Source organism: Streptomyces sp. MAR4 CNX-425 (genome assembly GCF_048656465.1).
Lineage (GTDB): Bacteria > Actinomycetota > Actinomycetes > Streptomycetales > Streptomycetaceae > Streptomyces.
Genome location: NZ_JBMDLF010000001.1, coordinates 940822 through 967717, shown reverse-complemented (window position 1 = coordinate 967717; position 26896 = coordinate 940822). Strand labels below are relative to the sequence as shown.

Here is a 26896-nt window from a genome sequence, read left to right as displayed (position 1 = left end):
TGGGGCTGCGCCCCTGGACCCCTGCCGGGGCTGCGGCCCTTGGGCCCCGCTGGGGCTGCGCCCCGGGCCCCGCTGGGGCTCCGCCCCGGGCCCGTGGGGGCTTCGGGCTCGGGGGCTGGGCTCGGTGGGGTGGTCATCCTCTGGCTTGGCCCGCCGTTCTCATCCGGCCGAACGCGTACACGCACCCCGCCAGCGCCAGGTCCGACAGCAGCATGAAGCCGATCGAGTACGAGTCCTTCGCGCTGTAGATCGCCCCCATCACCAGCGGCGGCACGAACCCGCCCAGGCCGCCCACCGCGCCCACGATGCCCGTCACGCTGCCCACCCGCGGCTCCGGCGTGACCTGCGCGACCAGCGCGAAGACCGCGCCGCTCGCCGCGCCGAGGCCCGCGGCCAGCACCAGCAGGCAGACCGTGCCGAGCCAGTCCAGCTCCGGGTCGAACGACTGCACCACCGCGAAGAGCCCGACGATCCCCAGCGACCACGACGTCACCACCGCCGGGTGCACCCGGTCCGACAGCCAGCCGCCGAACGGCCGGAAGAGCACCGTCACCAGCGAGAAGCCCGCCGCCTTGGTGCCGGCGTCGGTGGCGCCCAGGTCGTACCAGGTCTTCAGGTACGTCGGCAGGTAGACGCCGAACGCGACGATGCCGCCGAACCCGATCGCGTACAGCGCCGACAGCTCCCACGTCACCCGCAGCCGCGCCGCCTCCCGCAGCCGGTGGCCCAGCGAGGTCGTCGGCGCCTTGCGCCCGGGGTGGTCGCGCAGGGTCAGCCAGGACAGCACCACGTACGCCGCGAGGGCGATCGCCAGCACCAGGAACGGCAGGCGGTGGCCGTGGTCGTAGATCCGCGGGGTGACGTAGCCGGACAGCGCGACGCCGCCCATGCCCATGCCGAAGACGCCGATGGCGAAGCCCCGTCTGGCCGGCGGGAACCAGGAGTTGACGTGCGGCACGCCGATCGCGAAGGTCGTGCCGCCGATGCCCAGCAGGAAGCCGGCGAGCAGCAGTGCCCAGTACGACTCCTTCGCCGGGATCAGCAGCAGCACCGGCACGATGGTCAGCGCCGAGGTCAGCGGGAACATCACCCGCGCGCCGAACCGGTCGGTCAGCGCGCCGACGGGGATCCGGCCCAGCGAGCCGACGATCACCGGCACCGCGACCATCAGCGACTGCTCGAACGAGCTGATGCCCAGGTCGTCGCCGAGCGGGCCGGCGATCGGCGCGATCAGGTTCCACGCCCAGAACGTCAGGGTGAAGCCGAGGGTGGCCACCAGCAGGTTGACGTACGCGGCGCGGGGCGGCGGCTCCCCGGCGCCGGCGGCGGGCCTCTCCACCGCGGGGGCGTTCACTCGGCGCCTTCCCAGCCGCGCCGGGCGGCCCGCGCGGCGAGCTGCCGCGGCTCCCGGCTGCGGTAGACGATGTAGGGGCGGAAGAGGTACTGCACCGGCGCGCTGAGCATGTGCACCAGCCGGGTGAACGGCACCAGCGCGATGAGCGCGAGCCCGATGAGCACGTGGATCTGGTACGTGACCGGCACCCCCTCCATCCGCGACCCGTCCGGCTGGAGGGTGAAGACGCCGCGCGCCCAGGGCGCGATGGTCTCGCGGTAGGGGTAGCCGTCGCCCGTCGCGTGGGTGAGCTTGGCCCACATCCCCATGACGATCGCGCCCAGCAGCACCAGGTACATGGCCTTGTCGTTGGCCGTCGTCGCCCGGAACACCGCGCCCGTCGTACGCCTGCGGTAGATCAGCAGCACGATCCCGGCGACGGTCAGCAGCCCGGCGGCGGTGCCGGTGTAGAGCGACAGCAGGTGGTACGCGTGTTCGCTGACGCCCAGGTCCGAGGTCCAGGAGTCGGGGATGAACAGCCCCACCAGGTGTCCGGCGAGGACGAAGAGGATGCCGTAGTGGAACACCGGCGAGGCGACGCTCAGCAGCCGTGACTCGTACAGCTCGGACGAGCGCGTCGTCCAGCCGAACTTGTCGTAGCGGTACCGCCACGCCGTGCCGGAGAGGAACAGCGCGATCACGACGTACGGCAGGACGTTCCACAGCGTGCTCACGACCGGCCTCCGGGGGTGTCGACGAGCGGCAGCGGCGCGTGTCCGTACGGCTCCAGCCCCACGTCCTCGCGCGGCGGGCCGCCGCGGGCCAGCGCCAGGGCGGCGGCCCGGTCCTTCGGAGAGGGGCCGGGCAGCGTGGCGCAGACGGCGTCGAGCACGGCGGCGTACGGGGTGCCGTGCTCGGCCAGCGACAGCCGCAGCAGCTCGACGGCCGGGCGGTGGTCCGTGAGCAGCCCGTCGTCGCCGGTGGCGGCGGTGAACTCCAGCACGGCGGGCAGGAAGTCGGGCAGCTCCTCGCCGGTGAGGTCCATGCCGTACGACCGGTAGACCTCCTTGAAGCGGACCATCGCCATGCCGCGGCGGCGGGTGTCGCCGTCGGTCCACCAGGTCAGGTACAGGCAGCGGCGCGCCCGGAAGTCGAAGACCTCGACGTAGTGCGCGGCCAGGTCCGCCGGGCCGATGCGCTCGGCGTGGTCGAGGAAGCCGTGCAGGGCGTGCCGGGCGGGCAGCGCGCGGCGCAGCGACGGCAGGGCGGCGAAGAAGTCGTCGTCGGGGTAGCCGAGGCAGCGGGCGGCGACCTGGCGCACGACGGCGGTGCTCATGAGACGTCGTCTCTTTCGTCGGGGGTGTCGGCCGTCTGGCGGCGGCGCAGCGCGTGGAAGCTCTCGATGGTCACCAGCGGCAGCCGCCGGTGCCCGGAGCCGGCGCCCACCGGGCCGTCGGCGCCCATGCCGGGGCCGCCCTCGTGGTCGAGGCTGCAGTCCTGCGGCAGCGCCGACTCCTCCAGCGTCCGGGCGTCGCCGACGGCGGCGGTGGGGATGACGTAGCGCTCGTCGTACTTCGCGATCGCCAGCAGCCGGTACATGTCCTCGACCTCCCGGCCCGTCATGCCGGCGGCCGCGGCCGCGTCGCCGGGCGGCTCCCCGAGGTTGACCGCGCGCATGTGGCCGCGCATCGCCGCCAGCTTCTCCAGCGCCGCCCGCACCGGCCCGGTGTCCCCGGCCGTGAACAGCTCCGCCAGGTACGTAAGCGGGATGCGCAGGGTGTCGATGGCGCCGAAGAGGTTGCCCGCGTCCTCGCCGTCGAAGCCCGTCTCCGTCAGCGCCTCCACCACCGGGGACAGCGGCGGGATGTACCAGACCATCGGCATCGTCCGGTACTCCGGGTGCAGCGGCAGGGCCACCCGGTACCGGCTGATCAGCGCGTGCACCGGCGAGCGCCGGGCCGCCTCGATCCAGTCGTGCGGAATGTCCGCCGCCTCCGCAGCCCGCCGCACCTGAAGGTCCTCCGGGTCGAGGAGGACGCCGAGCTGCGCCTCGTACAGGTCCGTGTCCTCCGGCACGGACGCCGCCTCAAGCACCCGGTCCGCGTCGTACAGCACCACCCCGAGGTAGCGCAGCCGCCCCACGCAGGTCTCCGAGCACACCGTGGGCAGCCCCACCTCCAGCCGCGGGTAGCACAGCGTGCACTTCTCGGCCTTGCCGGTGCGGTGGTTGAAGTAGACCTTCTTGTACGGGCAGCCCGAGACGCACATCCGCCAGCCGCGGCAGCGGTCCTGGTCGACCAGGACGATCCCGTCCTCCGTGCGCTTGTACATCGCGCCGGACGGGCAGCTGGCCACGCAGGAGGGGTTCAGGCAGTGCTCGCAGATCCGCGGCAGGTAGAACATGAAGGTCTGCTCGAACTCGAACTTCACCTTCTCCGCCGCCCGCCGCCGGGTCCGTTCCACCATCGGGTCGAGGTCGCCGTGCTCGGCGGTGCCGCCGAGGTTGTCGTCCCAGTTGGCGCTCCACTCGATCTTCATCGGCTTGCCGGTGAGCGCGGAGCGCGGCGCGGCGACGGGGAAGTCGTCGCCCAGCGGCGCGTCGATCAGGTTGCGGTACTCGTACGTCCAGGGCTCGTAGTAGTCCTTGATGACCGGCAGGACGGGGTTGGAGAAGATCGAGGCGAGCTTCCTGAACCGGCCGCCGGCCCGGAGCTTCAGCCGGCCGCGCCGGTTCAGCTCCCAGCCGCCGCGCCAGCGTTCCTGGTCCTCGTAGCGGCGCGGATAGCCGAGGCCCGGGCGGGTCTCCACGTTGTTGAACCACACGTACTCGACGCCGGCCCGGTTGGTCCACGCCTGCTTGCAGGTCACCGAGCAGGTGTGGCAGCCGATGCACTTGTCGAGGTTCATCACCATCGCGAGCTGGGCCATGACGCGCATCAGTACGTGACCTCCCCGTCGCGGCGCCGGATGACGGTCACCTCGTCGCGCTGGTTGCCCGTCGGGCCGAGGTAGTTGAACGCCCACGACAGCTGGGCGTAGCCGCCGATGAGGTGGGTGGGCTTGATCAGCAGCCGGGTCAGCGAGTTGTGGACGCCGCCGCGGCGGCCGGTGGTCTCGGCCTTCGGCACGCCGACCGTGCGGTCCTGGGCGTGGTGCATGTAGACCGTGCCGCGCGGCATCCGGTGCGAGACGACGGCCCGCGCGGTGACCACGCCGTTGCGGTTGACGGCCTCGATCCAGTCGTTGTCCCGTACGCCGATGGCCGCCGCGTCCTCCGTCGACATCCAGACCGACTGCCCGCCGCGGGAGAGCGAGAGCATGAACAGGTTGTCCTGGTACTCGGAGTGGATCGACCATTTGTTGTGCGGGGTGAGGTAGCGGACGGTCACCTGCCGCTCGCCTCCCGGCCCCAGATCGGGTTCGCCGAAGAGCCGGTGCATGTCCAGCGGCGGCCGGTAGCCGGGCAGCGCCTCGCCCAGCTCGTGCATCCAGTCGTGGTCCAGGAAGAAGTGCTGCCGCCCGGTGAGGGTGTGCCAGGGCTTCAGCTGCTCGGTGTTGAGGGTGAAGGCGGTGTAGCGGCGCCCGCCGGCCTCGCTGCCCGACCACTCCGGCGAGGTGATGACGGGCACCGGCGCGGCCTGGGTGTCCGCGTACGAGACGCGCTTGCCCTCGTGCTCCGCGGCCAGGTGCGCCATCTCCTGCCCGGTGCGCTCGGTCAGGGTGCGGAAGCCCTGGACCGCGAGCCGGCCGTTGGTGGTGCCGGAGAGCGCGAGGATCGCGTCCGCCCACTTCACCGCGGTGTCCAGCAGCGGGCGGCCGGCCGCCGGGCCGCCGTCCTTCGTGCCGCCGAGGGCGCCGAGTAGTTCGACCTCCCGGTCCGGCCGGAGCGCGATGCCCTTGGCGGGCAGGCCGAGGCGTTCGGCGAGCGGGCCGAGCGTGGTCATCTTGTCGGCGACGGCGGTGTAGTCCCGCTCCACCACCGTCAGCTGCGGCATCGTCCTCCCGGGCACCGGCTCGCAGTCGCCGCGCCGCCAGTCCGGCGCGACGCCGCCGGGCTGGGCGGTCTCGCCGGGGGTGTCGTGCTGGAGCGCGGTGGCGACGACGTCGCGGCGGACGCCGAGGTGGTCGCGGGCCAGCTCGCTGAAGCGGCGGGCGAGGGCCTGGAAGGCGTCGAAGTCGGTGCGGGCCTGCCACGGCGGGTTCACGGCGGGGGTGAAGGAGTGGACGTAGGGGTGCATGTCCGTGGCGGACAGGTCGTGCTTCTCGTACCAGGTGGCCGCCGGCAGCACCACGTCCGACAGCAGCGTGGAGGACGTCATGCGGAAGTCCAGCGACAGCAGCAGGTCGAGCTTTCCCTCGGGCGCTTCGTCGCGCCAGCGGACGTCGCGCGGGCGGACCTCCGGCGGCGCCTCGGTGGCGCGCAGCGAGGAGTGGGTGCCGAGCAGGTGGCGCTGGAAGTACTCGGCGCCCTTGGCGGAGGAGCCGAGCAGGTTGGCGCGCCAGAGGGTGACGATGCGGGGCCAGTTCTCCTCGGCGTCGGGGTCCTCGCAGGCGAAGCCGAGGCGCCCGGCGCGCAGTTCGTCCACGGTGTACGCGACGGGGTCCTTGCCGGCGGCCGCCGCGTCCTCGGCGAGGTCCAGCGGGTTGCGGTCGAAGGTCGGGTACGAGGGCATCCAGCCGGCCCGGGTCGCGGCGGCCAGGCAGTCGGCGCCGGTCATGCCCGCGAGGTCGCCGCGGCCGAGGGGGGAGGCGAGGACGTCGGCGCGGAAGTGGTCGTAGCGCCACTGGCCGGTGTTCAGGAACCAGTACGCGGTGCCGATCATCTGCCGCGGCGGCCGGGACCAGTCGCTCGCCGAGGCCAGCGTCGCCCAGCCGGTGACGGGCCGGCACTTCTCCTGCCCGACGTAGTGCGCCCAGCCGCCGCCGTTGACGCCCTGGCAGCCGGTGAGCTGAAGGAGGGCGAGGAAGGCGCGGTAGATGGTCTCGGAGTGGAACCAGTGGTTCGTGCCCGCGCCCATGAGGATCATGCAGCGCCCGCGGGAGACCTCCGCGGTACGGGCGAACTCGCGGGCGATCGCCACGCACCGGGCGGCGGGCACCGAGGTGTGCGTCTCCTGCCACGCCGGCGTCGCCGGCTGCGCGGCGTCCCCGTACCCCTGCGGCCAGCTGCCCGGCAGCCGCGGGCGGGCCACGCCGTACTGGGCGAGCAGCAGGTCGAAGACCGTGGTGACCAGCTGCCCGCCGGGCAGCCGCAGCGCCGGCACGCCGCGCGCGACCACCTCGCCGCGGCCCTGGCCGTGGTCGCCGCCCTCGGTGTCGAACCGCGGCAGCAGCACCTCGGCGGGCTCGGCGCCGGGCGCCCCGGACAGGCTGAGGCGGGGAACCGTCCCGCCGAGGTCCAGGTTCCACCGGCCCCGGCCCGCTTCGGTCCAGCGGAATCCGATCGAGCCGCCCGGCACCACGGTGCCGCCGGTGGTCTCGTCCAGCAGCACCGTCTGCCACTCCGCGCCCTCGGCCGCCGCCTCCGGACGGCCGGTGAGGTCGGCGGCGCGCAGGAACTTCCCGGGCACGTGGCTCCCGCCGCGCTGCCGGAGGGTGACGAGGAACGGCAGGTCGGTGAAGCGGCGGACGTAGTCCGTGAAGAAGGGGACCTGCCGGTCGACGAAGCACTCCTTGAGGATCACGTGCCCCATGGCCATGGCGAGCGCGCCGTCGGTGCCGGGGTGCGGGTGCAGCCACTCGTCGGCGAACTTGGCGTTGTCGGCGTAGTCGGGGGCGACGACCACGACCTTCTGGCCCCGGTAGCGGGCCTCCGCCATCCAGTGCGCGTCCGGGGTGCGGGTCACGGGGACGTTGGAGCCCCACATGATCAGGTACGCGGCGTCCCACCAGTCGCCGGACTCCGGCACGTCGGTCTGGTCGCCGAAGACCTGCGGCGAGGCCACCGGCAGGTCGGCGTACCAGTCGTAGAAGGAGAGCATCGGGGCGCCGATGAGGGAGTGGAAGCGGGCACCGGCGGCGTGCGAGACCATCGACATCGCCGGGATCGGGGAGAAGCCGGCGATCCGGTCCGGGCCGTGCCGCCGGACGGTGTGCACGTGCGCGGCGGCGACCAGCTCCACGGCCTCGTCCCAGGTGGCCCGGACGAACCCGCCCTTGCCGCGGGCCCGCTGGTAGCGGCGGCGGCGCGCGGGGTCGTCCTGGAGTTCGGCCCACGCCAGCACGGGGTCGCCCAGGCGCCGCTTCGCCTCGCGGTACATCTCCAGCAGCACGCCGCGCACGTACGGGTAGCGGACGCGGGTGGGGGAGTAGGTGTACCAGGAGAAGGCGGCGCCGCGGGGACAGCCGCGCGGCTCGTACTCGGGCCGGTCGGGCCCGACCGAGGGGTAGTCGGTCTCCTGGGTCTCCCAGGTGATGATCCCGTCCTTGACGTAGACCTTCCAGCGGCACGAGCCCGTGCAGTTCACGCCGTGGGTGGAGCGGACGACCTTGTCGTGGCTCCACCGGTCGCGGTAGAAGACGTCGCCCGCGCGGCCGCCCGTCTTCGTCACGGTACGTAGGTCGGGCGAGACCGGGGCGCGGGTGAACCAGCGGCCCGTACGCAACAGCAGGTCGGTGGCGGCACCGTCGATTCCGGCCACGGCTACCTCGGTTCTCTCGCGCTCTGCGGCGGTGGGGGACGGAGGGCGGTGGCCACCCTGCCTGCGCCACGCGCTCCACGCTAAGGGCCGGACGGCTCTCGAACACGGCCGGGAGGCCCGTCCGGGTGACTACGCAGAGTCGCGTCCCGAAGCGAAACGGAAGCGGTCGGAAGTGCCTGATTGCAGGCAGGTCACGGCAGTGGCCTAGACCTGTTCGCGAGAGGCGCCCGTCGGTAGGCTGACGCCCAGCGCACGCTGGATGATCTTCATCTGGCCGTAAACCAGCGCCGAGGACAAAGGGGTTCAACAGTGAGGACAGTACGGTTGATCAGTGCCGGCGCAGCGGCCTCTGCGCTGGTACTGGGGCTGGCGGCATGCGGTGACGACGGGGGCGGCTCGGACGACGGCACGACCACCATCAAGCTGGTTGCGGCCGATTACGGGGACAAGGCGTCGAACGCGTCCAAGGTCTACTGGGACGACGTCGTCAAGCGCTTCGAGGCGAAGAACAAAGACATCAAGGTCGACGTCCAGGTCATCAACTGGAACGACATCGACGCCAAGGTCAAGACGATGATCCAGGGCGGGAACGTCCCGGACATCCTCCAGACCGGCGGCTACGCCGACAAGGTCGCCGACGACCTGCTGTACGAGGCCGACGAGGTGCTCTCGCCGAAGACGAAGTCGAACCTCATCGAGTCGTTCGCCAAGGCGGGCGAGGTCGACGGCACCCAGTACGGCATCCCGTTCGTCTCCTCCGCGCGGCTGATGTTCTACAACAAGGAAGTCCTCGACAAGGCCGGCGTGGAGGTCCCGCAGACCTGGGACGACCTCGCCGCCGCGGCTAGTAAGATCAAGGACAAGAAGGCCGCCGAGATCCCCTACGCGCTGCCCCTCGGCCCGGAGGAGGCCCAGGGCGAGACGATGATGTGGGAGCTCGGCAACGGCGGCGGTTACACCGACGCCGAGGGCAACTACACCCTCGACAGCAAGCAGAACGTCGAGACGTTCGAATGGCTCCAGGAGAACCTGGTCGGCCCCGGCCTGACCTACGACAACCCCGCCACCACCGACCGCAAGACGGCCTTCGCCGACTTCGCCGCCGGCAAGGTGGGCATGCTCAACGGCCACCCGACGCTCATCCAGATGGCCAAGGACGGCGGCGTCGACTACGAGGTCGCCCCCATCCCCGGCAAGGACGGCCCGCTGGACTCCACCCTCGGCGTCGCCGACTGGATGATGGCGTTCAAGGACGGCGGCAAGCAGGAACAGATCAAGAAGTTCCTCGACTTCGCGTACTCCAAGGAGAACACGCTGAAGTTCGACGAGATGTACAACCTCATGCCGGTGACCACCGACACCCTTGAGGAGATGCAGTCGAACGGCAAGCACAAGGACCTGGAGCCCTTCTTCGAGGTGCTGCCGTCCGCCGAGTTCTACCCGCTGGGCAACACCAGCTGGGACGCGGTCTCCGCGGAGATCAAGAAGACGGGCGGCAAGGCCGCTGCCGACGACCCGGCCGACGTGCTCGGTGAGTTGCAGCAGAAGGCCGAGGACGTCGCCGCCGACATGGGCGAGTGACCCCCGGCACGGGTTCCGACCGGCCCCGGTGACCGCACCGGGGCGGGCCGCCGCGGCGTGCGGCGGCCCGCCCCGGCCGCGTCGCCGCGGCACCCCGTGCCCGTAGCACCACGCGCGCCTCTGACGCGCCGTCGTGCCCCCCAGCTCAAGCGCGGTCCCCGGGCCGCCGTATCCGCAAGGAGTCCCCCGTGCCCGTCACGGTCAAGGAGCCCGCGGCCGGTACCGGCCCCGGGCCCGGCGGGCGGAAGGCCGGGCCGCGGCGCCGCCGTCGCGGCGGCATCGCCCGGCTCGGCCCGCTGCCCTGGATTGCCCCCGTCATACTGCTGATCGCCGTGGTGGTCCTGTGGCCCATCTACGAACTGGTCCGCACCTCGTTCCTCAACGTCAGCATCAGCGGCTTCGTCCGCGGCTCGGCCGGCACCGAGAAGTACCGCCAGCTCTTCGACGAGTCCGGCTTCGGCAGCGTACTGACGATGACAGTGGTATGGACCGTCACCGTCGTCGGCGTCACCATGCTGCTCTCCCTCGGCCTCGCCCAGCTGTTCAACAAGCCCTTCCCGGGCCGCACCGTCACCCGCTGGGCGCTCATCGCGCCGTGGGCCGCCTCGGTGCTGATGACCGCCATCGGCTTCCGCTGGATGCTCGACCAGACCGCCGGCGTGCTCAACACCCTGATGACCGACATCGGGCTGATCGACGGGCCGAAGGACTGGCTCGGCGACCCCGCGACCGCCTGGCCGTGGATGATGTTCGTCGCGGTCTTCGTCTCGCTGCCCTTCACCACCTACACGCTGCTCGCCGGGCTCCAGACCATCCCGCACGAGGTGTACGAGGCCGCGCGCATCGACGGCGCCAACTCCCGCCAGACCTACTGGCGGGTGACCGTGCCGCTGCTGCGGCCGGCGTTCCTCGTCGGCTTCGTCATCAACCTCATCAACGTCTTCAACTCGTTCCCGATCATCTGGGGCATGACCCAGGGCGGGCCCGGCAGCGACACCGCCACGACCACGGTGTTCATGTACCAGCTGAAGAGCTCCGACATCGGCGAGTCCGCCGCGATGTCCGTGGTCAACTTCGCGATGGTCGTCGTACTCGTCCTGATCTTCCTCAAGGTCAGCCGCTGGAACAAGGAGGACGCATGAAGGTCTCCGCGCCCTCACGCACATCCGGCGGCACGACCGCCGGGAACGGCGGGAACCCCAAGGGCGGCAAGGGCGCCGCCAAGACGCGCCGGAAGTACGGGCCGCGCACCCTCGTCACCGCCGCGAGCGCCTGGATGCTGGCCGTCATCTTCCTCGCGCCGTATCTGGAGATGATCGTCACGGCGCTGCGGCCCGCGGACGAGCTGCGCGACCGCACGTACCTGCCCTCGTCGTTCGACTGGAACAACTTCGTCGACGTCTGGAGCGAGTCCACCCTCGGTGACAACCTCAAGACGACCCTGCTCATCGCGGGCGGCGCCACGGTGCTCGTGCTGCTGGTGTCGCTGCCGGCCGCGTACTACACGGCGCGGGTGCGCTACCGCGGCCGCAAGGTGTTCCTGCTGCTGGTGCTGGTCACCCAGATGTTCCAGCCCACGGCGCTGCTCATCGGCCTCTACCGGCAGTTCTACCAGCTCGACATGCTCAACTCGACCTGGACGCTGATCCTGGCCAACGGCGCGTTCAACCTCGCCTTCGCCGTCTGGATCCTCACCGCCTACATCTCCTCCATCCCGGCGGAGCTGGAGGAGGCGGCGATGGTGGACGGCACCGGGCGGTTCGGCGCGCTGTTCCGGGTGACGCTGCCGCTGGCCATGCCGGGCGTGGTCACGGCGCTCATCTTCACGTTCATCGCGACCTGGAACGAGTTCGTGATGGGCCTGACGCTGATGACGGAGCCGGAGAAGCAGCCGCTGACCGTCGGCATCAACAATTTCATCGGCAACTACACCGTCGAATGGAATTACCTCTTCGCGGCCTCGGTGGTCGCGATCCTCCCGGTCGTCGTGCTCTTCGCCTTCATCGAGCGGCACGTCGTCTCCGGGTTGACGGCGGGTTCCGTGAAGTAGCCCCGGGGCCCGCGCCCGCGGGCCGTATCCTGACCCGCACCCCGCCCGCCGGCGTCCCCGGCCGGCGGGGTGCGGCGTCGCCGGGGGCGGGGCTGCGCCGGACGGGCGATATACACCGGCTCCCCGCGTTTCCTTCGCCGGGGCGCGCGGAAATGCCGATAACTTCGACCGATGCGACGAATTGTCACACAAACGGGAGCGGCCACGGTCCTGTGCGTCGCCCTCGCCGTCCCCGCCGGCGGCGCCCCGCACGCCGCGGCCCGCCCCGACCCGGGCACCGACGGCAAGGGCGGGGTGCGCGCGGTGCGCGGCACCGTCGACCGGCTGTTCCGGGACGCCGCCGCGGCCACCGAGCGCTACGAGGCCGCCCGCCGGGCGTCCGCCGCGCAGCGCAGGAAGGTCGCCAGACTCCAGCGGGCCGTACGCGCCCAGCACCGCCGGCTCGTCGTGCTGCGCGGCCGGATCGGGCAGCTCGCCGCCCGCCAGTACCAGTCCGGCGGCCTCGTCCCCACCGCCCGGCTGCTGCTCTCCCGGTCCCCCGAGGACCTCCTCGACAAGGTTTTCCTGCTGGACAAGGGGCAGCAGGCCGTGGCCGGTCTCTACCACCGGGTCGAGCAGGCCGAGCGCCGGCTCGCGGACGAGCGTGAGCGGCAGGCCGTCGCGCTCGCGGACCTGCGCGCCGAACTGCACACGCAGGCGCGCGTGAAGCGGGTCATCGAGCGGAAGCTGGAGCGCGCGCAGGGGCGGCTGGAGCGGTTGCAGGCCGCGCAGAGCACCCGTTCCCGCGGCTCCCAGTGCCCGCGCGGCGAGCGCTCCCGGGCCGTGACGCTGAGCGTCGACGGCAAGTCGCTGGCGGGGCGCAGGTGGGCGGCGCCGGTCGCCGGGGACACCATCACCTCGCGCTTCGACCAGTCCGGCGGCATGTGGTCGGGCCGGCACACCGGCCTGGACTTCGCCGTCGACGAGGGCGAGCCCGTCGGCAGCGTGGGCTACGGGGTGGTCTACGAGATCGGCTGCGGCGACGCCTTCGGCAACTCCGTGACCGTCCGCCACGACGACGGCTACTACACCTTCTACGCCCACCTCTCCGAGACCCGGGTGGCGCCCGGCGACCGGGTCTTCCCCGGCCAGCACCTCGGCCTCGCCGGCAGCACCGGCAACTCCACGGGGCCGCACCTGCACTTCGAGGTGCGGGTGACGCCGCAGTTCGGCTCGGGGATCGACCCGGAGCCGTGGCTGCGCGACAAGGGCGTGCGCGTCGGCAAGGGGCCGGGGACGTAGGCGCCGCGGCTCCTACGGCTGGGGCTGCAAGCCGCCCGTGATCCGCTCGTGCTCCTCGTCCGACACCGGCTCGCCGGAGGCCGGCAGCAGCTGCGGGACGCCGTCGCGCACGGGGTAGCGGCGGCGCAGCCGCGGGTTGTACAGCGCGTCGCCGGAGTCCAGCAGGGTCAGCGGGCCCTTGTCGAGCGGGCAGACGAGGATTCTCAGGCGCGGGTCGTCGGGGTTCACGAGGCGGGTCCTCCACGGTCGGGGGTCGGTACGGGGGTGGGCGGCAGGGCGGCGGGCTCCCGCGGCGGTCCGGGCCCGGCGGCGGACCCGGGCGCGGGGGCAGTCCCGGGCGCGGGCCCGAGGGCGCGTACGGGGCCGGGTTCCGGCGTCCCGTCGCGTACGGGCCCCTCCCCGGGCCCCGCGCCGGACCCGGGCTCCGCTTCCGTCCCCGTCCCCGGCGCCGGTTCGTCGTGGCGCGGCAGCGCCAGCAGCACCGACACGGCCAGCGCGATCCCGCCCAGCCGCAGCAGCAGCCGCGGCGCGTCGTCCGGCAGCGGCTCGCCGAAGACGAACGTGCCCGCGGCGACGGCGTGCAGGCAGTTGGCCGTCGTGCACACCGGCACGATCAGCGAGGCCCGGCAGCGCTGGAGCGCCGCCTGCGACATCACCAGCCCCGCCGCCCCGGTGAACAGCAGCGTGTACGGGTACGGCGAGGCCAGCAGGTCCGCCGCGGTGCCGAGCGGGTCCGGGCCCGACACCAGACCCGAGACGCCCTTGATCGTCAGCGAGCTGACCCCGTACAGGAAGCCCACCCCGACCCCGTACGCGATGCCCGTGGTGGGGATCCGGTGCCGCCGCCGGGCGCGCAGCTCCGCCGCCAGGTACAGCCACACGCCCGCGGCCAGCGACGGCAGCGCGATCAGCAGGAACCGCCCGGCCGGCGCCGACTTGCTGACCGTGTCGGCCTCGCTGTCCAGCGACAGCACGATCATCGCCAGCGACGCGAGGATCGCGCCCACCCCGGCCATCTCGCGCACGCTCAGCCGCTCGCCGAGGAACCGCGACGACAGCAGGATCAGCAGCACCAGGCCGGAGACGAGGATCCCCTGCGCGGCGGCCAGCGGCAGCGTGCGGTAGCAGACCAGCTGGGCGGCGAAGCCGAGGCCCAGGCTGAGGCAGCCGGCGAGCCACAGGGGGCTGGACAGCAGCACCCGCACCAGCCGGGCGGGCCGCTTCACGCTCAGCTCGGGCAGCGCGGACAGCGCCCGCTTCTCCAGCACGAACCCGCAGCTGATGAAGACGTTGGCCAGCAGTGCCGCGGCAACCCCCCACCACATCGGCTACTCCCGCCTGGCGTGGACGAGCAGGATCGAGGCCAGCGACGGCGCCCGGCAGGCGACGCGGTCGAACGGCCGCAGCGGCCGGGGCACGTCGTGGTACGGCGCGCCGGCCACCTTCTCCACGGTAAAGCCGGAGGCCGTGAGAAAACCCCGGAGTGCGCGGGCCGTGTACAGCCGGAGGTGGCCGACGACCTGGCTGCCCGGCCGCCCGTGGATGCCGCGCAGGCTCACCTCGGAGAACACCGGCTGCACGCCGGCCAGCAGCAGCGCGCGGTTGTACCAGGCGGCGAGGTTCGGGGTGGACAGCAGCAGGTGGCCGCCGGGCCGCAGCACCCGGCGCAGCTCGTCCAGCGCGGCGTCCGGGTCGACCAGGTGCTCCACGACCTCGCTGAAGAGCACGGCGTCGGCGCTGCCGTCGGCGAGCGGGAGCCCGCCGGCGCGCCGTTCGCCGGCGGCACCGCCGTCCGGCAGCCCGCCGCGGACGACGTGGACCGGCGTGCCGGGCGCGGCTCCGCGGGTACGGTCGCGGGCGCGGCGCAGGGCGTCGTGCGACCAGTCGACGGCGACGAGGCGCTGCCCGCCGGGGCGGCGTTCGTCGAGCACCGCGGCGGCCACGGCCGCGGCGGAGCCGTCGCCGCACCCGGCGTCCACGACGACCGCGGGCGCCGCGCCGGTACGGAACGGGCCCAGCGCGTCGGCCAGCATCCGCGCCTGCCGGCGGCTGCGGGCGTCGCCGGAGGCGACGGGCACGGCGGGGTTCTCGTAGAACTCCCGCAACGAGGCCGGCGCCTCGGCGCGGGTCATCGCGGCTCCTCCGCGCAGGCCGCGAGGCCCTGCTGGAGCAGCTCGCCGATGCGGACGGCGGCGGCGTGGTCGAGGAGGGCGCGGGAGTAGCGGACGGTCAGGTGCAGCCGGCCGGCGGTGGAGGCGGCGGTGATCGCGAGGCCGCGCGGCATGCGCGCGGGGGCGGAGAACCACACCGCGGTGGGGCGGCCGGCGGGGCCGAAGGCCAGCGGGTAGACGATCCGGCCGAGGTTGGACAGCAGGGTCGTCGACATCAGCGGCGCGGCGGTTCGGCGCAGCGTGCGGGCCAGCGCGCCGCGTACGCCCACCGGCAGCACCGGCGCGGTGAGCAGCACGCCGGACAGGCCCAGCGGGTGGCTCGGTTCGGACTTCAGCGCGTGCGTACGGGCCATGGTCGCGCGCAGCAGCCGGGCGACCGCCGCGCGGTCCGGCGTCTCGCCGCCGGTCAGCGCCTCCGCGTCGGCCCGCTCCTCCGGGCCGAAGCCGACCTCGGTCAGCCGGGTGCCGTTGCCGATCGGCATCTCGGCGGACTCCCGGGAGCGGTTGTCGACGGGCATGGTGATGCGTACGGGGGCGCTGCGCTGCCCGTGGGCGCGGTTCCAGCGGGCCGCCGCCAGGCAGGTGGCGACGAGGAGCTGGTCGTTGACGGTGGCGCCGTAGGAGGTGCGGCGCGGGGCGGGCAGGTCGAGCAGGTGCATGCCGTTGCCGGTGGCGGACGCCCCGGGGGACGCGGGGGCCGACGCGGGGGCCGACGTGTCGGCGGCGATGCGGGCGGGGCGGGTCGGCCCGGAGCGGCCCGCCGCGGGGGGCGGAGGCGCGGGCGCGGGTTTCGCGGGGGCCGTCCGCGTCCCCGTACCGCCGGGGCCGGCACCGCCGGGGGAGGGCGGCGCCGGGGGCTCCGCGCCCGCCCCGGCGGCGTAGACCTCGGCCGCCGTGGCCAGCACCCGCAGGCACGAGGGGCCGTCCATGGCGGTGTGGTTGACGGTGGTCATCAGCACCGAGCCGCCGTCCGCGGTCTCGACGACCTCCAGGCGCACCGGCGGCGCGGCGGTGAGCGGCGGGCAGTCGGTCATGGTCCGCTCGCGCGCCGCTTCGAGGACGCCGGGTCCCGCGGCCCGGAACGTCACCGGGTCGAGGTCCGGCTCCGCGGTCACCTGCCACCGGTAACGCCGGTGCCACCACCGGCTGTCGGCCTTGCGCTGGAGGAACCGCGGGTGCCGCCGGGCCGCCTCGGCGAGCGCGGTGCGCAGCCGCTCGGGCTCGAACCGCCCGGGGAAGTGGAGCTCGATGTGCACGGTCTCCGGCTCGGCCGGATCCGCGCAGTGCAGCGAGACCTCGTCCACCGTGGGGAACGGGACCAGTCCCGGCGCCGCCGGGGCGGGCCGGGCGGGCTGCGTCACCGTCATCTACGCCTCTCCTTCGCGGTGGGCGCCCCGGGGTCCGGGGCGCCCACCGTCACCTAACTGCCGTTCTCCTCCCGCCGGTCGGCGGGCGTGCCGTCGTCCGGCGGGGTGTCCGCGGGCGGGGTGTCCTGGACGTCCTCCGCGTCGGCCGTGCCGCTGAGCGGGATCGGCGGCCGGGGTACGAAGGCGTCGCCCGGCTCGTCCGGGCCGGTGCCCGGCGGCGGGGCCGCGGGGTCGTCCCCGTCGCGCGCCGTGCCGAGCGGCGGCGTCGCCTCGGCGGCGGACCCGGGCCCGGCGGCGGACCCCGCGGCGGCACCGCGGGCCGCGCCGCCCCGGCGCCAGAACCTCGCCGTCGGCCGGTCCGGCTCCGCCTGCGCGGTGGCCGGGGGCGCCGCGGACGGCGCCGGGGCCGCGGCCGTACGTCCGGGCGGCCCGCCGGGCCCGGGCGGGGGACCGCCCGCGGCACCGGCACCCGCACCGGCCGCACCCGCACCCGCGGCGGCGCCGTAGGCCGGGAACGCGGCCGTCTCCGCCTCCGGGTCGGCGCCCGGGACGTACCCGGTCTCCGCGCCCGCCGGCTCCGGCCGCTCCGCGGTGACCAGCGCCGCGGCCAGCGCCAGCACCGCCAGCGCCTGCGCCACCCCGCTGTAGGCCCCCTCGTCCATGCGGACAGCCTCGCCCGCGCCGGTCAGCGCCGCAACACCTGCGCCGGCCATCGCCACCAGCGCCAGCGGCGCGAGCAGCCCGGACCGGGCCCGGGCCAGCAGCGCCAGCGCCGGCACGATCAGCGCGTACGGCCCGGCGACCACGGCGACCACAGCGGTGAGCAGCAGCGTGCCCAGCACCCAGCCCGGCGCCGGCGGCGCCGGCTCCGCGGCGGCCGCCTCGCGGCGCCCGGCGCGGACGAACGCGAGGCCGAGCAGCGCGAGGATCGCGGCGGCGCCGGCGAAGATCCCGGCGTCGTACCAGACGGCCGGCCGGTACTCCAGCTTCACCTCGCCGCTCAGCTTCTCCGGCACCAGGAAGCCCTGCTGCCAGCCGTCGAGCCGCACCGACTCCAGCTCCTCGCCGTCGAGGGTGGCCTTCCAGCCGTCGTTGTAGTTCTCGTACATCGTCAGGTACGTGTCGGCGCCCTCGCCGACCGTGACGGTGCGCTCGTCGCCCGCCCAGTCGGTGGCCTCCACCGTGCGGCTGTCCGCCGCCGCGGCCGGCTCGCCGCGGGTCAGCGTCAGGTCGGTGACGGCCAGCGCGTCCCCGTCGCCGGCGGCGACGGCGTGCCGGCCCTCGTCCAGCGCCAGCGGGCCGGCGGCCTCGCCGTCGCCCGGGCACAGCTCGATGTCGACGGGCCGGCGGTCGACCAGGTCGCCCAGCGTGCCCTCGGCGCGGGTGCTGAGCAGCTGCCCGTCCACCGACACGGTCGGGCCGCGGCCGCACTCCAGCTCGAACGGCTCGTCCTTGTCGACGGGCTCGGAGCGCAGGTCCTTCTCGGCGTCCTCGCCGAGCGCCGGGACGTAGACCTCGGTGAGGCCCACGGGCAGCTGCACGTCGCGGTCCGCGAACGGGTTGTGCACCGCCAGCGACTCGGTCTCGGTGACCTTGATGTCGAGCCGGTCGGTCGTCACCGGCGGGATCCGCACCCAGCCGTTGTCGTCCACACCGACGGTCTGCGCCCCGGTCGGGGTGCTCACCTCGACCTCGGTCGGCCGCGCCGACAGCCCGCCGGCGGGCGCGAGCACGAACTCGCTGATCTCCGCCGGCTCCGGCCAGCTCAGCGTGAGCGTCTGGTCCCGGCCGGCGATCCAGGCCGTCGTCAGGTCGGTGTCGACGAGGTTGCGCGGGCTCAGCTGCGGGCTGAGCGGCAGCGTGGAGCCCGCGGTGACCGTGATCCGGTCCTCGTCGTCCCCGGCGCCCAGCTCGTCGAGCAGCGCGTCGAGGTCCTGACCCTGGACGGGCATCGCCCGGCCGGTCACCGTGTAGTCGCCCCCGCCGGACTCGAAGCGCCGCAGCAGCCCGGTCTCGGCCACGGCCGGGTTGAGGCCGCCGAGGTCGCTGCCGCGGTGCAGGGAGATCTGCTCGGCGTCGGCCGTGACCTGCGCCGCGTCCGCCGGCAGCCGCAGCTGCCGGCTGACCGGCTCGACGCCGGGGATCTCGACCTCGGCGAAGCCGGCGCCGGCGAAGCCGGTGCGGTCGCCCTCGGTCTTGCGGATGGTGATCCGCAGCCACTCCGCCTGCCCCTTCGGGGAGGCGACGGTCTGGGGCCGGCCGCCGGGCTGCAGCGTGCTGACCTCGCTGCCGCGCGCGGTCTCCACCTCGACCTCGACGGGCTCGGGGCGGATGCCGCCGCCGGCCAGCGGCGTCAGGTCGACCGTGCCTTCCAGGTTCGTGGGCTCGGTGAAGTCGATCTGGAGCCACTCGCCCTCGGAGGTGTCCGGGTTGCCCTCGGCCCAGCCGGTCTGCGGTACGCCGTCGAAGGCGCCCACCGGGTCGAACTGCGGCAGGTGGAACATCCAGTTGCCGCTGGTCGAGGCGGTCACCGAGGCGGCCCCGTCGATGACGGCGGTCGTCTGGTGCTCCTCGCCCTCCTCCGGCACGATCATCCGCGGGTCCTCGCCCGCGTCCTGGAGGCTCTCCGGCGGGTTCTTCTCGTCCTCGGTATAGGTGTACGAGGTGTTGTTGTTCACCACGCCGAACCGGGTGTCCGCCCGGCGCAGCCCGTCCGCCTGCACCTTGAGCGCCGGCTCGTCGACGCCCGGGTGGGCGTCGGCGGCGAGCACCGCGGGCCGGCCCTGCCAGTCGGGGTCGGCGGACAGCGGCAGCAGCGACTCCGGGCCGCCGGACAGGACGGCGGTGTCGGCGGCGTTGAGCGCCCCGGCCGGGCCCGGGCGCAGGTCCTCGCCGCCGGCCGGCTGGAAGATCTCCACCGCCCGCTGGCGCGAGTAGAGCCCCTCGATCTGGAGCGGCGTGCCCTCGGGGATCCGTCCGCCGGTCAGCTCGGGGCCGAACTCGGCGACCTTCTCGTAGCCGGACGCGGTGAGCGTCTGCTTGACGGTGGTCGGCGGGACGTAGCCCACCTGGTCCGGGTCGAGGTCGTTGCGTACGACGACGTAGTGCAGCCCGGCGCGCGCCAGGAACCGCTGGAGCCCCGGCACCTCGCCGCCGGTCATCAGCGCCTGGTCGACCGCGTCCATCGCGCGCCGCGACCCCGCCGTGCCGAACGGCACGTAGTCGCGCTGGGCCCAGCGGGACTCCGCGAGCACGTCGAGCGGCTGGTCGATCGGCTTGCCCCACTCGTACGTGCCGTGCGCGGTCGCCGGCACCACCAGGGCGCGGCTGTCGGGGGAGTACTCCTCCAGCCAGTCCGCCGTCTGCTCCCAGTGCTTGGGCAGCTTGTCGAACGCGCCCGGCTGGAGCGCGTCGCCGTTGGCGTACGGCAGCAGCAGCCCCGGCAGCACGACGAGGGACGCGATCGCCGGGATCCACGCGCTGCGCCGCGGGTTGGCGCGGGTGCCGCGGCGCTCGGCGGCGACCGTGACGGCGTGGGTGAGGCCCAGGGCGAGGGCGAGCGCCAGGCCCGGCTGGAACTTGTAGATGTTGCGGAACGGGCTCAGCCAGCTGTCCAGCGCGTCCTGCACGCTCTCGGCGAACGGGGCGCCCAGCGCGCCGCCGTAGCCGGCCAGCGTGAGGAGCGCGACGAGCAGCACGGTGAGCAGCAGCCAGCGCCGCTCGGGGATGTCGCGCCGGGCGAGGCCCGCCAGGCCCAGGCCGGCGGCGAGCGCGGAGGAGATGATCGGCAGCCAGCCGGTGGCCATCGTCCAGCCGGCGGGCAGCCACTCCTCGCCGAAGTTCAGGTACGCCACCCAGTTGCCGGTGCCGCGCAGCACCTCGGTCGCCGACATGGTGGTCGTGGTGTTGTCCGCGGTCTCGATGAACGGCAGGAAGTTCTCGCCGTAGACGCCGAGCAGCAGCAGCGGCACGATCCACCACAGACAGGCCAGCACCACCCCGGGTACCCACCACAGCAGCAGCTTCGTGCGGCGCGGGCCGGTGCGGGTGCACACGTACAGCAGCGCGGGCAGGAGCGCCGCCAGCGTGGAGGCCGCGTTGACCCCGCCCATGAACGGGATGACCAGCGCCGAGCGGGCCGCGGCGACCCGCGGGGTCAGCCGCTGGTCGAGCAGCGGCAGCAGCACCCACGGCAGCACCGCGCCGGGCAGCGCGCCGGCGGAGGTGGAGCCGACGATGACGGTGAAGACCGGCCACAGCGCGTACGCGGCGGCGCCCAGCAGCCGGGTGCCGGAGGTGCCGAAGCCCAGGCGCTCGGCCAGCTTCAGCGCGCCCCAGAACGCGGCGGTGACGACGAGCGACAGCCACAGCCGCTCGGCCAGCCAGGTCGGGATCTGCAGCAGATCGGTGAGCAGGTAGTACGGCAGCATCGGGAAGGCGTAGCCGAAGTACTGGTCGTGGATGCCGCCGAAGCCGTTCTGGTCGTGCCACAGCTCGCCGAGGTCCCCGGCGAACTTCCACGGGTCGACCGCCACGCCGAGCTTCGTCTCGAACGTCGTCTTCCCCGCGGAGGGGATGAGCCAGGCGATGAACGCGAGCGCCCAGAAGCCGAGCGGCCAGCGCCAGCCGCGCCGGTTCTCGGGTGGCCGCGCCTCCGCGGGCCCCGCCGGGGGCGGTGGTGAGTAGGGCCGGCCGGGCGTGGCCGGCTGGGCGGGGAGGGTGGAGGTCATGGGCACCGCCGGAGTATGAGAAGAAGGTTCCAGGTGGCGAACTCGCGTACGCCGGGGACACGGACGACGGCCTCGGCGAGGAACGGCCAGTAGCGGGAGCGGGCCGCGACGACCTCGACGTCGTCCCGGGCCCGTACCGCCCGGAGCGTGGGGCCTATGTGGATGGGGAAGAGGTTCTCGCCCAGGGTGTGCTTCGGGTCGCGCCCGGTGCGCCGCGCGTAGCGGCGGCGCGCCCGGTCCGCGCCCAGGTAGTGCCAGGGCGCCTGCTCGTGGCCGCCCCAGGGGGAGAGCCAGTTGGTGAACGCCACGTACAGCAGGCCGCCGGGCCTGGTGACCCGGATCAGCTCGCTGAGGAAGGTCTCGGGGTCGGCCACGTGCTCCAGCACGTTGGAGGAGAACGCGACGTCGGCGACGCCGTCGGCGAGCGGCAGCAGATAGCCGTCGGCGACCACGGAGCCGGACTTCACATCCGCCCCGCCGCCCGCGCCGGACATCTCGCCCGCGTCGCAGTCGAAGAGGTACGCCTCCGCGCCCCGGCTGCGGAACTCCTCCGTGAACCAGCCCCCGCCGCCGCCGACGTCGACGACCAGCCGGTCCTTGAGCGGGGTGAGCCGCTCGACCTGGTCCGCCGCGTCCCGCGCCAGCAGGCTGTACGCGCGGGCGGGGTCGTTCTGCTCCCGCATGAAGGCGCGGAAGAGAGTGACCGACCGCCGGATGGAGGGGTCCCGCACTGCGCTCAGCCCTCCCGCTTCTCGTGCTGCGCGGCGCGGGCGAGCGCCTCGTCGGCGACGGTGCGGAAGTCGCGTACCGTCGCCTCCCAGCTGAGCCGGGCGGCGCGCCGCCGGGCCGCGGCCCCCAGGGCGTTCCGCCGCTCCTCGCTGAGGGTGAGCGCGCACCAGTGGGCGGCGAACGCGCTCTCGCCGCGGGCGAGCATGCCGGTGTCGCCGTCGCGTATGGAGTCGCGCAGCCCCGGGATGTCGAAGCCGATCGCGGGCGTGCCGCGCACCGCCGCCTCGGTCACCACCAGGCCCCAGCCCTCCACCAGCGACGGGTGCAGCAGCAGCCAGGAGGAGGCGAGGAGCCGGTGCTTCTCGCCCTCGGAGACGTGGCCGGTGAACGTCACGCCCGGCCCCGCCATGGCCTCCAGCCGGCCGCGCTCGGGGCCGGTGCCGACGATGACCAGCCGGCCGCCGGTGACCGGGCGCACCCGCTCCCACAGCCGCAGCAGCAGGTCGATGCGCTTGTACTCCACGAGCCGCCCCATCGCCAGGAACAGCGGCTCCGGCGACTTCGGCGGCAGCGGGCCCGGGTCCTCGACGCCGTTGTGCACGACCCGTATCCGCCGGGGGTCGACGCCGATGTTGCGCAGCGCGGCGGCGGTGGAGGAGGAGACGGCGACCAGCAGGTTGCCGCGGTGCGCGCCGGCGAGCGCCCAGTGCTCCAGCCGGCGGCCCAGCCGGGCCAGCGGCCCGGGGTAGCGCATCGACCACAGCTCGGTGTGCACGTGGTTGACCAGGCAGAGCGACGGGCCGCTGTGCCACAGCGGCGCCAGGTACGGCATGCCGTTGCAGACCTCGACCAGCAGGTCGGTGCCGCCGACGTGGCGGGACAGCGCGCGCCGCGCGCGCAGGAAGTGGCCGGCGTCGCCGCCGGCGGAGACCACGCGGTAGTCGCGGTACGCGGCCGGGCCCCCGCACACCAGGGTGACCTGGTGGCCGTGGGCGGTCAGGCCGCCGGCGAGCCGGTCGACCAGCAGCTCCGAACCCCCGGCGGCGGGGTTGCCGAGGTCGCGGCGGGCGAGGAAGGTGATGCGCCGGGCGGCGTGGGCGGCGGCGTCGCGGGGGGTGTCGCGAGCGGCGGCGGCCCGGTCGGCGGGCGCGCGGGAGCCGGCGGCAGCGGCCGGCAGCGGGTGCGTACGCCGGAGCGCGTCCGCGTCCAGGGACGGGGGTACGTGCTGGGGCATCGGCGCTCCAACTCGTCTCAGGGTGCGGGCGGGTGGTCCAGGGCCGTTCGTGGGGTGCGGCAGGTCGGTAGGAGGGGGGGGGCGGCGGGGGCGCCGGCCGGGGTCCGGCGCCCCCGCCGCCCGGGTGGGGGGAGGGGGTCATCAGGCCGCGACCGGCTGGGGCGGCACGCCGTCCGGCTCCCGGTCGTGGTCCGGCTCGTCCGGCCGGCCGCCGCGGGCGAGCAGCACGGCGCCGGCGCCCGCGAGGACGAACCCGGCCACGAGGGCGACCACCGGCAGGGTCTCGCCGACCAGCTGGAGCCGGCTGCTGTCCTCGTCGGCGAGGTCCACCTGCTCCTGCTGGGTCTCCTCGGTGAACGCGATCCCGTCGCTCTGGAGCAGCGTGACCTCGTCGGTGCCGCCGCCGGGCTGGCGCAGGGTCTTCTTCGGCGCGATGGAGGCGTAGATGATGCGGCCGGTGCGCTCGTCGGCGACCAGCTCGATCTTCTCGTTGGCGTACCACTCGTCGGCGAACACCTGGTCCTTGTCGGGCAGCCCGACCATGACCCCCGGCACCTGCCGGGTGCCGGTCTTGACCGGCTCGACCTCGCCGCTGAAGGCGAGCCCGGTGTAGCCCTGGATCTCCTTCTCGCCCTCGTAGCGCAGCGCCACGGTGTCCTGGGCGGTGCTGTCCCACCAGCGGTAGGTGGCGCCCTTCTCGACGTCGAAGGGGAACTTCAGGTACGCGTCCCCGGCGAACCGCTTGCCGTCCACGCCGGTGTCCGCGCCGCAGCACTGCTCCGGGAGGTTGGTCTCCCGGTCCATGACCCACCGCTCCTTGGTGAACTGGAAGGCGCGGCGCGGGTCGTCGATGTCCCGGGTGACCGGGGTGTCGATGGTGGTGGCGGCGTCCCAGACGGCGGTGTCGTCGTCGCTCGCGGCCACGTCGCCCAGCACCCGGCGGAGGATGGTGATCTCCTGGTTGTCCCGTTCCTTCTGCGCGTCGGTGTCGTAGAAGGTCCCGGTGCCCTCGTAGCGGGTCGTCGAGTCGATGTCGACCGGGTTCAGCTTGGCCCGTGGCTCGACGTAGAACGCGAGCATGGGGGCGAGCACGAGCAGGAAGACGCCCAACCCCAGCAGGACGAGGGACAGGGGTGACGCGGTACGGCGGCTCATGCTGCACTCCCGGCAGGGGCTGGTTTACGACGCTGGTTTTGTCACCGCGGTGCAAGTTCTACGGGTCGGTAACGTAAGGCTGTGCTTGACAGGGTGTCAATGCTGCTCCCACACTCAGCGTCCATGCAGAACCGACTGGTAGCCGCCGTCGTGACCAGCGTCGCCGCCGCCGCCCTCGCCGTGGGCGCCGCCCTCGGCATGGTGGCCGCGCTGAACGCCACGCCGGATCAGCCCAACGTCCCGCTGATCAGCTTCGACCGCTCCTGACCTGGCATTCGTCCCCGCCGCCCAGGGGCGCGGCGGGGGCTTTGCCGTGCCCGCCGGCACCCCCGGGCGGGGGCGGGGACACGCCGGGGACACAGAGTCGTATCGATGGCGAATTTTTGTCGACCAGGTGACAAGTAGTCACCGTGCGGTGGCGCGCCGCGGCGGTCCGGCGTCGGTGCGCGGCGCCGGTGCGCGGCGGCGCGGGCGGGGGCGCGGCGGCGTCGCCGGCGACTGTTCTCAGCCGAACTCGGCCCACACGCACTTGTCGTTGCCGCGCGGCTCCACGCCCCACACGTCCGCCAGCCGGTCCACCAGCAGCAGCCCCCGCCCGGAGACGCCGGCCTCGCCCGGTTCGCGGCGGTGCGGCAGCGCGCTGGAGCGGTCCTCGACCTCGACGCGCAACCGGCGCGCGGGGCCGCTGAGCGGGCGGATGGTCACCACCGCCGGGCCGTCCGTGTGCAGCAGCGCGTTCGTGATCAGCTCGTCCGAGACCAGCTCGATCTCGTCCGCGCGCTCGCCCGCGCCCCAGGAGCGCACCGCGCCGCGGATCATGTGCCGGGCGGCGGACAGCGCGTCGGGGTCGGAGGGCGGGATGAACTGGCGCAGCCGCCCGCCGGGCTCGACCGTGCCGCCCGCGGTGCGGCGGAGCATCACCAGCGCCATGTCGTCCTCGATGCGCCGCTCGTCCACCACGTCGCAGAGCCGGTCGGACAGCTCCCCGATGTCGCGCGGCCCGGTGCGTACCAGCTCCGCCAGCTGCGCCATGCCGTCGTCCAGGTCGGTGCCCGGGACCTCCACCAGGCCGTCGGTGCACATCAGCAGCGCGTCACCGGGGTCGAGGGCCAGCGCCGTCACGGGGTAGTCCAGCGGGCCGAAGGCCGCCGAGAGGCCGAGCGGCAGCCCGCCCGGCACGGGCAGCCAGCGGCACCGGCCGTCGGCGTGCCGCAGCAGCGGGTCGACGTGCCCGGCGCGGACCAGCCGCAGGGCGCCGGTGGACAGGTCGATCTCCGCGTACGTGCAGGTGGCGAAGCGCTCGGTGTCCAGCTCGTGCAGGAACTCCGAGGCCCGGGCCATCACCGTGCCCGGCGCGTGCCCCTCGCCCGCGTACGCCCGCAGCACGATGCGCAGCTGCCCCATGACCGCGGCGGCCTGCGTGTCGTGGCCCTGGACGTCGCCGATGACGACGCCGACCCGGCCGCCGGGCAGGGAGATCACGTCGTACCAGTCGCCGCCGATGTCCTGCCCCTCGTGCGCGGCCCGGTAGCGCACGGCGATCTCGGCGCCGGGCACCTCGGGGATGCTGCGCGGCAGCATGGCCTGCTGGAGGTCCTCGGCGAGGTCGTGCTCGCGGTCGTGCAGCTTGGCGCGCTGGAGGCTCTGCCCGATGCCGCTGCTCAGCGAGACCAGCAGGTTGCGCTCCTCGGGCGAGAAGGTGGTCTTGCCGCGGTACGACAGGCCCAGTGCGCCGATGACGCGCCCCTCGGCGATCAGCGGCAGATAGGCGGCGGAGTCGATGCCCATGGCCTCCGCGTACGGGTAGAGCCGCGGGTACCTGGCGGCGAACTCCGCGCGGGAGAGCACCAGCCGCGGCCGGCCCGTCCGCACCACCTCGCTCAGCGGCAGCCCGGGCTCGTCGACCTTGGTGTAGTCCGCCAGCGGCGCGTCCACGCCCTCCCCCATGGCCACCACCCGGATCCGCCCCGCCTCCACCATCCCCAGGACCATGTTCACCGCGCCGAGCCGGGCCAGCCCCTCCGCGCCGCCGAGCACGCCGATCACGTCGTGCACGGTCCTGGCCTCCGCCAGCACCGCCGTGGTCAGCTCCACGACGCTGGTCTGCCGGCGCCGCTCCCGGTCCAGCGCGATCTGCTGCGCGGAGTTGTTCAGCTCCAGGGTGGCGTCGCGGACCATGCCGATGATGCGGTGCGCCGCGCCGCCCTCGTCGCGCAGGATGGTGCCCTGGGTGTGGGTCCAGCGGACCGTGCCGTCGCGCATCAGTACTTGCAGGTAGGCGCCGTACGCCGAGCGGCCCTCGGCGATGGCCCCGGTGATCATCGCCTCCAGCCGCGCGCTCTCCTCCGGGGTCACCCGGGTGGCCAGGGTCCGCGGATCGCCGTCGAACTCCTCCGGGCGCAGGTCGAACACCCGCAGCGCCCCGTCGTCCAGGTACATCTGGCCGCCGTCGAGATCCCAGTCGAAGCTCCCCATGCGGTTGAGCTCCATGCTGAGATCCGCGTGTGCCGGCCAGGCGCCTGCCTCCGGGGCCGGCCTCGCCATGCCTCCCCGGTCGCTCATGGCGCCCACTTTCGCACCTTTTGTACGATTATTCGAGTGGATCGCGCGGACGGCGCCGGCGC

Annotated in this window: 19 protein-coding genes; 5 read left to right on the top strand and 14 right to left on the bottom strand. The window is 74.0% G+C overall.

The genetic code is table 11. The features are described 5' to 3' along the window. Positions 1 to 133 precede the first annotated feature (133 nt). Genes ACHZ99_RS04195 through ACHZ99_RS04175 form a run of 5 tightly spaced genes read right to left on the bottom strand, consistent with a single transcriptional unit; the run spans position 134 to position 7974 of the window. Positions 134 to 1354, bottom strand: a complete 1221-nt coding sequence (locus tag ACHZ99_RS04195; RefSeq protein WP_420302932.1) for an MFS transporter — start codon at positions 1352 to 1354, stop codon at positions 134 to 136. Next, positions 1351 to 2067 carry a respiratory nitrate reductase subunit gamma gene (gene narI / locus ACHZ99_RS04190; RefSeq protein WP_420302931.1) on the bottom strand — a complete coding sequence of 239 codons (717 nt, stop codon included), beginning with the start codon at positions 2065 to 2067 and terminating at the stop codon, positions 1351 to 1353. The genes ACHZ99_RS04195 and narI overlap by 4 nt, the downstream gene beginning before the upstream one ends. Next, positions 2064 to 2669: a nitrate reductase molybdenum cofactor assembly chaperone gene (gene narJ, locus ACHZ99_RS04185; RefSeq protein WP_420302930.1), complete on the bottom strand. Its 606-nt coding sequence runs from the start codon at positions 2667 to 2669 to the stop codon at positions 2064 to 2066. Before narJ ends, narI begins: the two co-directional genes overlap by 4 nt. After that, positions 2666 to 4270 carry a nitrate reductase subunit beta gene (gene narH, locus ACHZ99_RS04180; RefSeq protein WP_420302929.1) on the bottom strand — a complete coding sequence of 535 codons (1605 nt, stop codon included), beginning with the start codon at positions 4268 to 4270 and terminating at the stop codon, positions 2666 to 2668. Before narH ends, narJ begins: the two co-directional genes overlap by 4 nt. Continuing rightward, positions 4270 to 7974, bottom strand: a complete 3705-nt coding sequence (locus ACHZ99_RS04175) for a nitrate reductase subunit alpha (protein ID WP_420302928.1) — start codon at positions 7972 to 7974, stop codon at positions 4270 to 4272. The genes narH and ACHZ99_RS04175 overlap by 1 nt, the downstream gene beginning before the upstream one ends. Positions 7975 to 8298: 324 nt before the next feature. Between ACHZ99_RS04175 and ACHZ99_RS04170 the strand changes: the two genes are divergently transcribed. The 4 genes from ACHZ99_RS04170 (at position 8299) to ACHZ99_RS04155 (ending at position 12886) form a co-directional block, all read left to right on the top strand. Beyond that, on the top strand, positions 8299 to 9555 hold the full coding sequence (locus ACHZ99_RS04170; protein ID WP_420302927.1) for an ABC transporter substrate-binding protein: 1257 nt from the start codon (positions 8299 to 8301) through the stop codon (positions 9553 to 9555). Between the two features lie 188 nt (positions 9556 to 9743). Beyond that, positions 9744 to 10697 (top strand): carbohydrate ABC transporter permease, encoded by a 954-nt coding sequence (locus ACHZ99_RS04165; protein WP_420302926.1) that lies wholly within the window; start codon positions 9744 to 9746, stop codon positions 10695 to 10697. Beyond that, entirely contained in the window at positions 10694 to 11605 is a 912-nt protein-coding gene (locus ACHZ99_RS04160) for a carbohydrate ABC transporter permease (RefSeq protein WP_420302925.1), read from the top strand. The genes ACHZ99_RS04165 and ACHZ99_RS04160 overlap by 4 nt, the downstream gene beginning before the upstream one ends. A gap of 171 nt (positions 11606 to 11776) precedes the next feature. Then, positions 11777 to 12886: a murein hydrolase activator EnvC family protein gene (locus ACHZ99_RS04155; RefSeq protein ID WP_420302924.1), complete on the top strand. Its 1110-nt coding sequence runs from the start codon at positions 11777 to 11779 to the stop codon at positions 12884 to 12886. A gap of 12 nt (positions 12887 to 12898) precedes the next feature. Here ACHZ99_RS04155 and ACHZ99_RS04150 read toward each other — a convergent pair whose 3' ends face one another. The 8 genes from ACHZ99_RS04150 to ACHZ99_RS04115 all read right to left on the bottom strand — a co-directional run bounded on the left by ACHZ99_RS04150 (position 12899) and on the right by ACHZ99_RS04115 (position 24272). Next, a complete protein-coding gene (locus tag ACHZ99_RS04150; RefSeq protein ID WP_420302923.1) occupies positions 12899 to 13114 on the bottom strand; it encodes a Trm112 family protein in 216 nt (71 codons plus the stop codon). Then, entirely contained in the window at positions 13111 to 14211 is a 1101-nt protein-coding gene (locus tag ACHZ99_RS04145; RefSeq protein ID WP_420302922.1) for a DMT family transporter, read from the bottom strand. The genes ACHZ99_RS04150 and ACHZ99_RS04145 overlap by 4 nt, the downstream gene beginning before the upstream one ends. Positions 14212 to 14214: 3 nt before the next feature. Beyond that, positions 14215 to 15018 carry a class I SAM-dependent methyltransferase gene (locus ACHZ99_RS04140; protein WP_420302921.1) on the bottom strand — a complete coding sequence of 268 codons (804 nt, stop codon included), beginning with the start codon at positions 15016 to 15018 and terminating at the stop codon, positions 14215 to 14217. After that, complete coding sequence (locus ACHZ99_RS04135) at positions 15015 to 16424, bottom strand: condensation protein (RefSeq protein ID WP_420302920.1); 1410 nt, start codon at positions 16422 to 16424, stop codon at positions 15015 to 15017. The genes ACHZ99_RS04140 and ACHZ99_RS04135 overlap by 4 nt, the downstream gene beginning before the upstream one ends. A 53-nt stretch (positions 16425 to 16477) precedes the next feature. Beyond that, entirely contained in the window at positions 16478 to 21154 is a 4677-nt protein-coding gene (locus ACHZ99_RS04130) for an alpha-(1->3)-arabinofuranosyltransferase domain-containing protein (RefSeq protein ID WP_420302919.1), read from the bottom strand. After that, complete coding sequence (locus tag ACHZ99_RS04125; protein WP_420302918.1) at positions 21151 to 21885, bottom strand: class I SAM-dependent methyltransferase; 735 nt, start codon at positions 21883 to 21885, stop codon at positions 21151 to 21153. The genes ACHZ99_RS04130 and ACHZ99_RS04125 overlap by 4 nt, the downstream gene beginning before the upstream one ends. A 5-nt stretch (positions 21886 to 21890) precedes the next feature. Continuing rightward, complete coding sequence (locus ACHZ99_RS04120) at positions 21891 to 23117, bottom strand: glycosyltransferase family 4 protein (protein WP_420302917.1); 1227 nt, start codon at positions 23115 to 23117, stop codon at positions 21891 to 21893. Between the two features lie 141 nt (positions 23118 to 23258). Next, a complete protein-coding gene (locus tag ACHZ99_RS04115; RefSeq protein ID WP_420302916.1) occupies positions 23259 to 24272 on the bottom strand; it encodes a DUF3068 domain-containing protein in 1014 nt (337 codons plus the stop codon). 123 nt (positions 24273 to 24395) lie between these two features. Between ACHZ99_RS04115 and ACHZ99_RS04110 the strand changes: the two genes are divergently transcribed. Then, positions 24396 to 24539 carry a hypothetical protein gene (locus ACHZ99_RS04110; protein ID WP_420302915.1) on the top strand — a complete coding sequence of 48 codons (144 nt, stop codon included), beginning with the start codon at positions 24396 to 24398 and terminating at the stop codon, positions 24537 to 24539. Between the two features lie 237 nt (positions 24540 to 24776). On the opposite strand, the gene ACHZ99_RS04105 is transcribed toward ACHZ99_RS04110, so the two are convergent. After that, a complete protein-coding gene (locus ACHZ99_RS04105) occupies positions 24777 to 26834 on the bottom strand; it encodes a SpoIIE family protein phosphatase (RefSeq protein ID WP_420302914.1) in 2058 nt (685 codons plus the stop codon). Positions 26835 to 26896: the final 62 nt, after the last annotated feature.

What these genes read in the sequence shown, in the direction of transcription:
- narJ (WP_420302930.1), bottom strand. Translation starts at nt 2,669, where the DNA reads ATGAGCACCGCCGTCGTGCGCCAGGTCGCCGCCCGCTGCCTCGGCTAC.
- narH (WP_420302929.1), bottom strand. Translation starts at nt 4,270, where the DNA reads ATGCGCGTCATGGCCCAGCTCGCGATGGTGATGAACCTCGACAAGTGC.
- ACHZ99_RS04160 (WP_420302925.1), top strand. Translation starts at nt 10,694, where the DNA reads ATGAAGGTCTCCGCGCCCTCACGCACATCCGGCGGCACGACCGCCGGG.
- ACHZ99_RS04155 (WP_420302924.1), top strand. Translation starts at nt 11,777, where the DNA reads ATGCGACGAATTGTCACACAAACGGGAGCGGCCACGGTCCTGTGCGTC.
- ACHZ99_RS04145 (WP_420302922.1), bottom strand. Translation starts at nt 14,211, where the DNA reads ATGTGGTGGGGGGTTGCCGCGGCACTGCTGGCCAACGTCTTCATCAGC.
- ACHZ99_RS04140 (WP_420302921.1), bottom strand. Translation starts at nt 15,018, where the DNA reads ATGACCCGCGCCGAGGCGCCGGCCTCGTTGCGGGAGTTCTACGAGAAC.
- ACHZ99_RS04135 (WP_420302920.1), bottom strand. Translation starts at nt 16,424, where the DNA reads ATGACGGTGACGCAGCCCGCCCGGCCCGCCCCGGCGGCGCCGGGACTG.
- ACHZ99_RS04130 (WP_420302919.1), bottom strand. Translation starts at nt 21,154, where the DNA reads ATGACCTCCACCCTCCCCGCCCAGCCGGCCACGCCCGGCCGGCCCTAC.
- ACHZ99_RS04120 (WP_420302917.1), bottom strand. Translation starts at nt 23,117, where the DNA reads ATGCCCCAGCACGTACCCCCGTCCCTGGACGCGGACGCGCTCCGGCGT.
- ACHZ99_RS04115 (WP_420302916.1), bottom strand. Translation starts at nt 24,272, where the DNA reads ATGAGCCGCCGTACCGCGTCACCCCTGTCCCTCGTCCTGCTGGGGTTG.
- ACHZ99_RS04110 (WP_420302915.1), top strand. Translation starts at nt 24,396, where the DNA reads ATGCAGAACCGACTGGTAGCCGCCGTCGTGACCAGCGTCGCCGCCGCC.
- ACHZ99_RS04105 (WP_420302914.1), bottom strand. Translation starts at nt 26,834, where the DNA reads ATGAGCGACCGGGGAGGCATGGCGAGGCCGGCCCCGGAGGCAGGCGCC.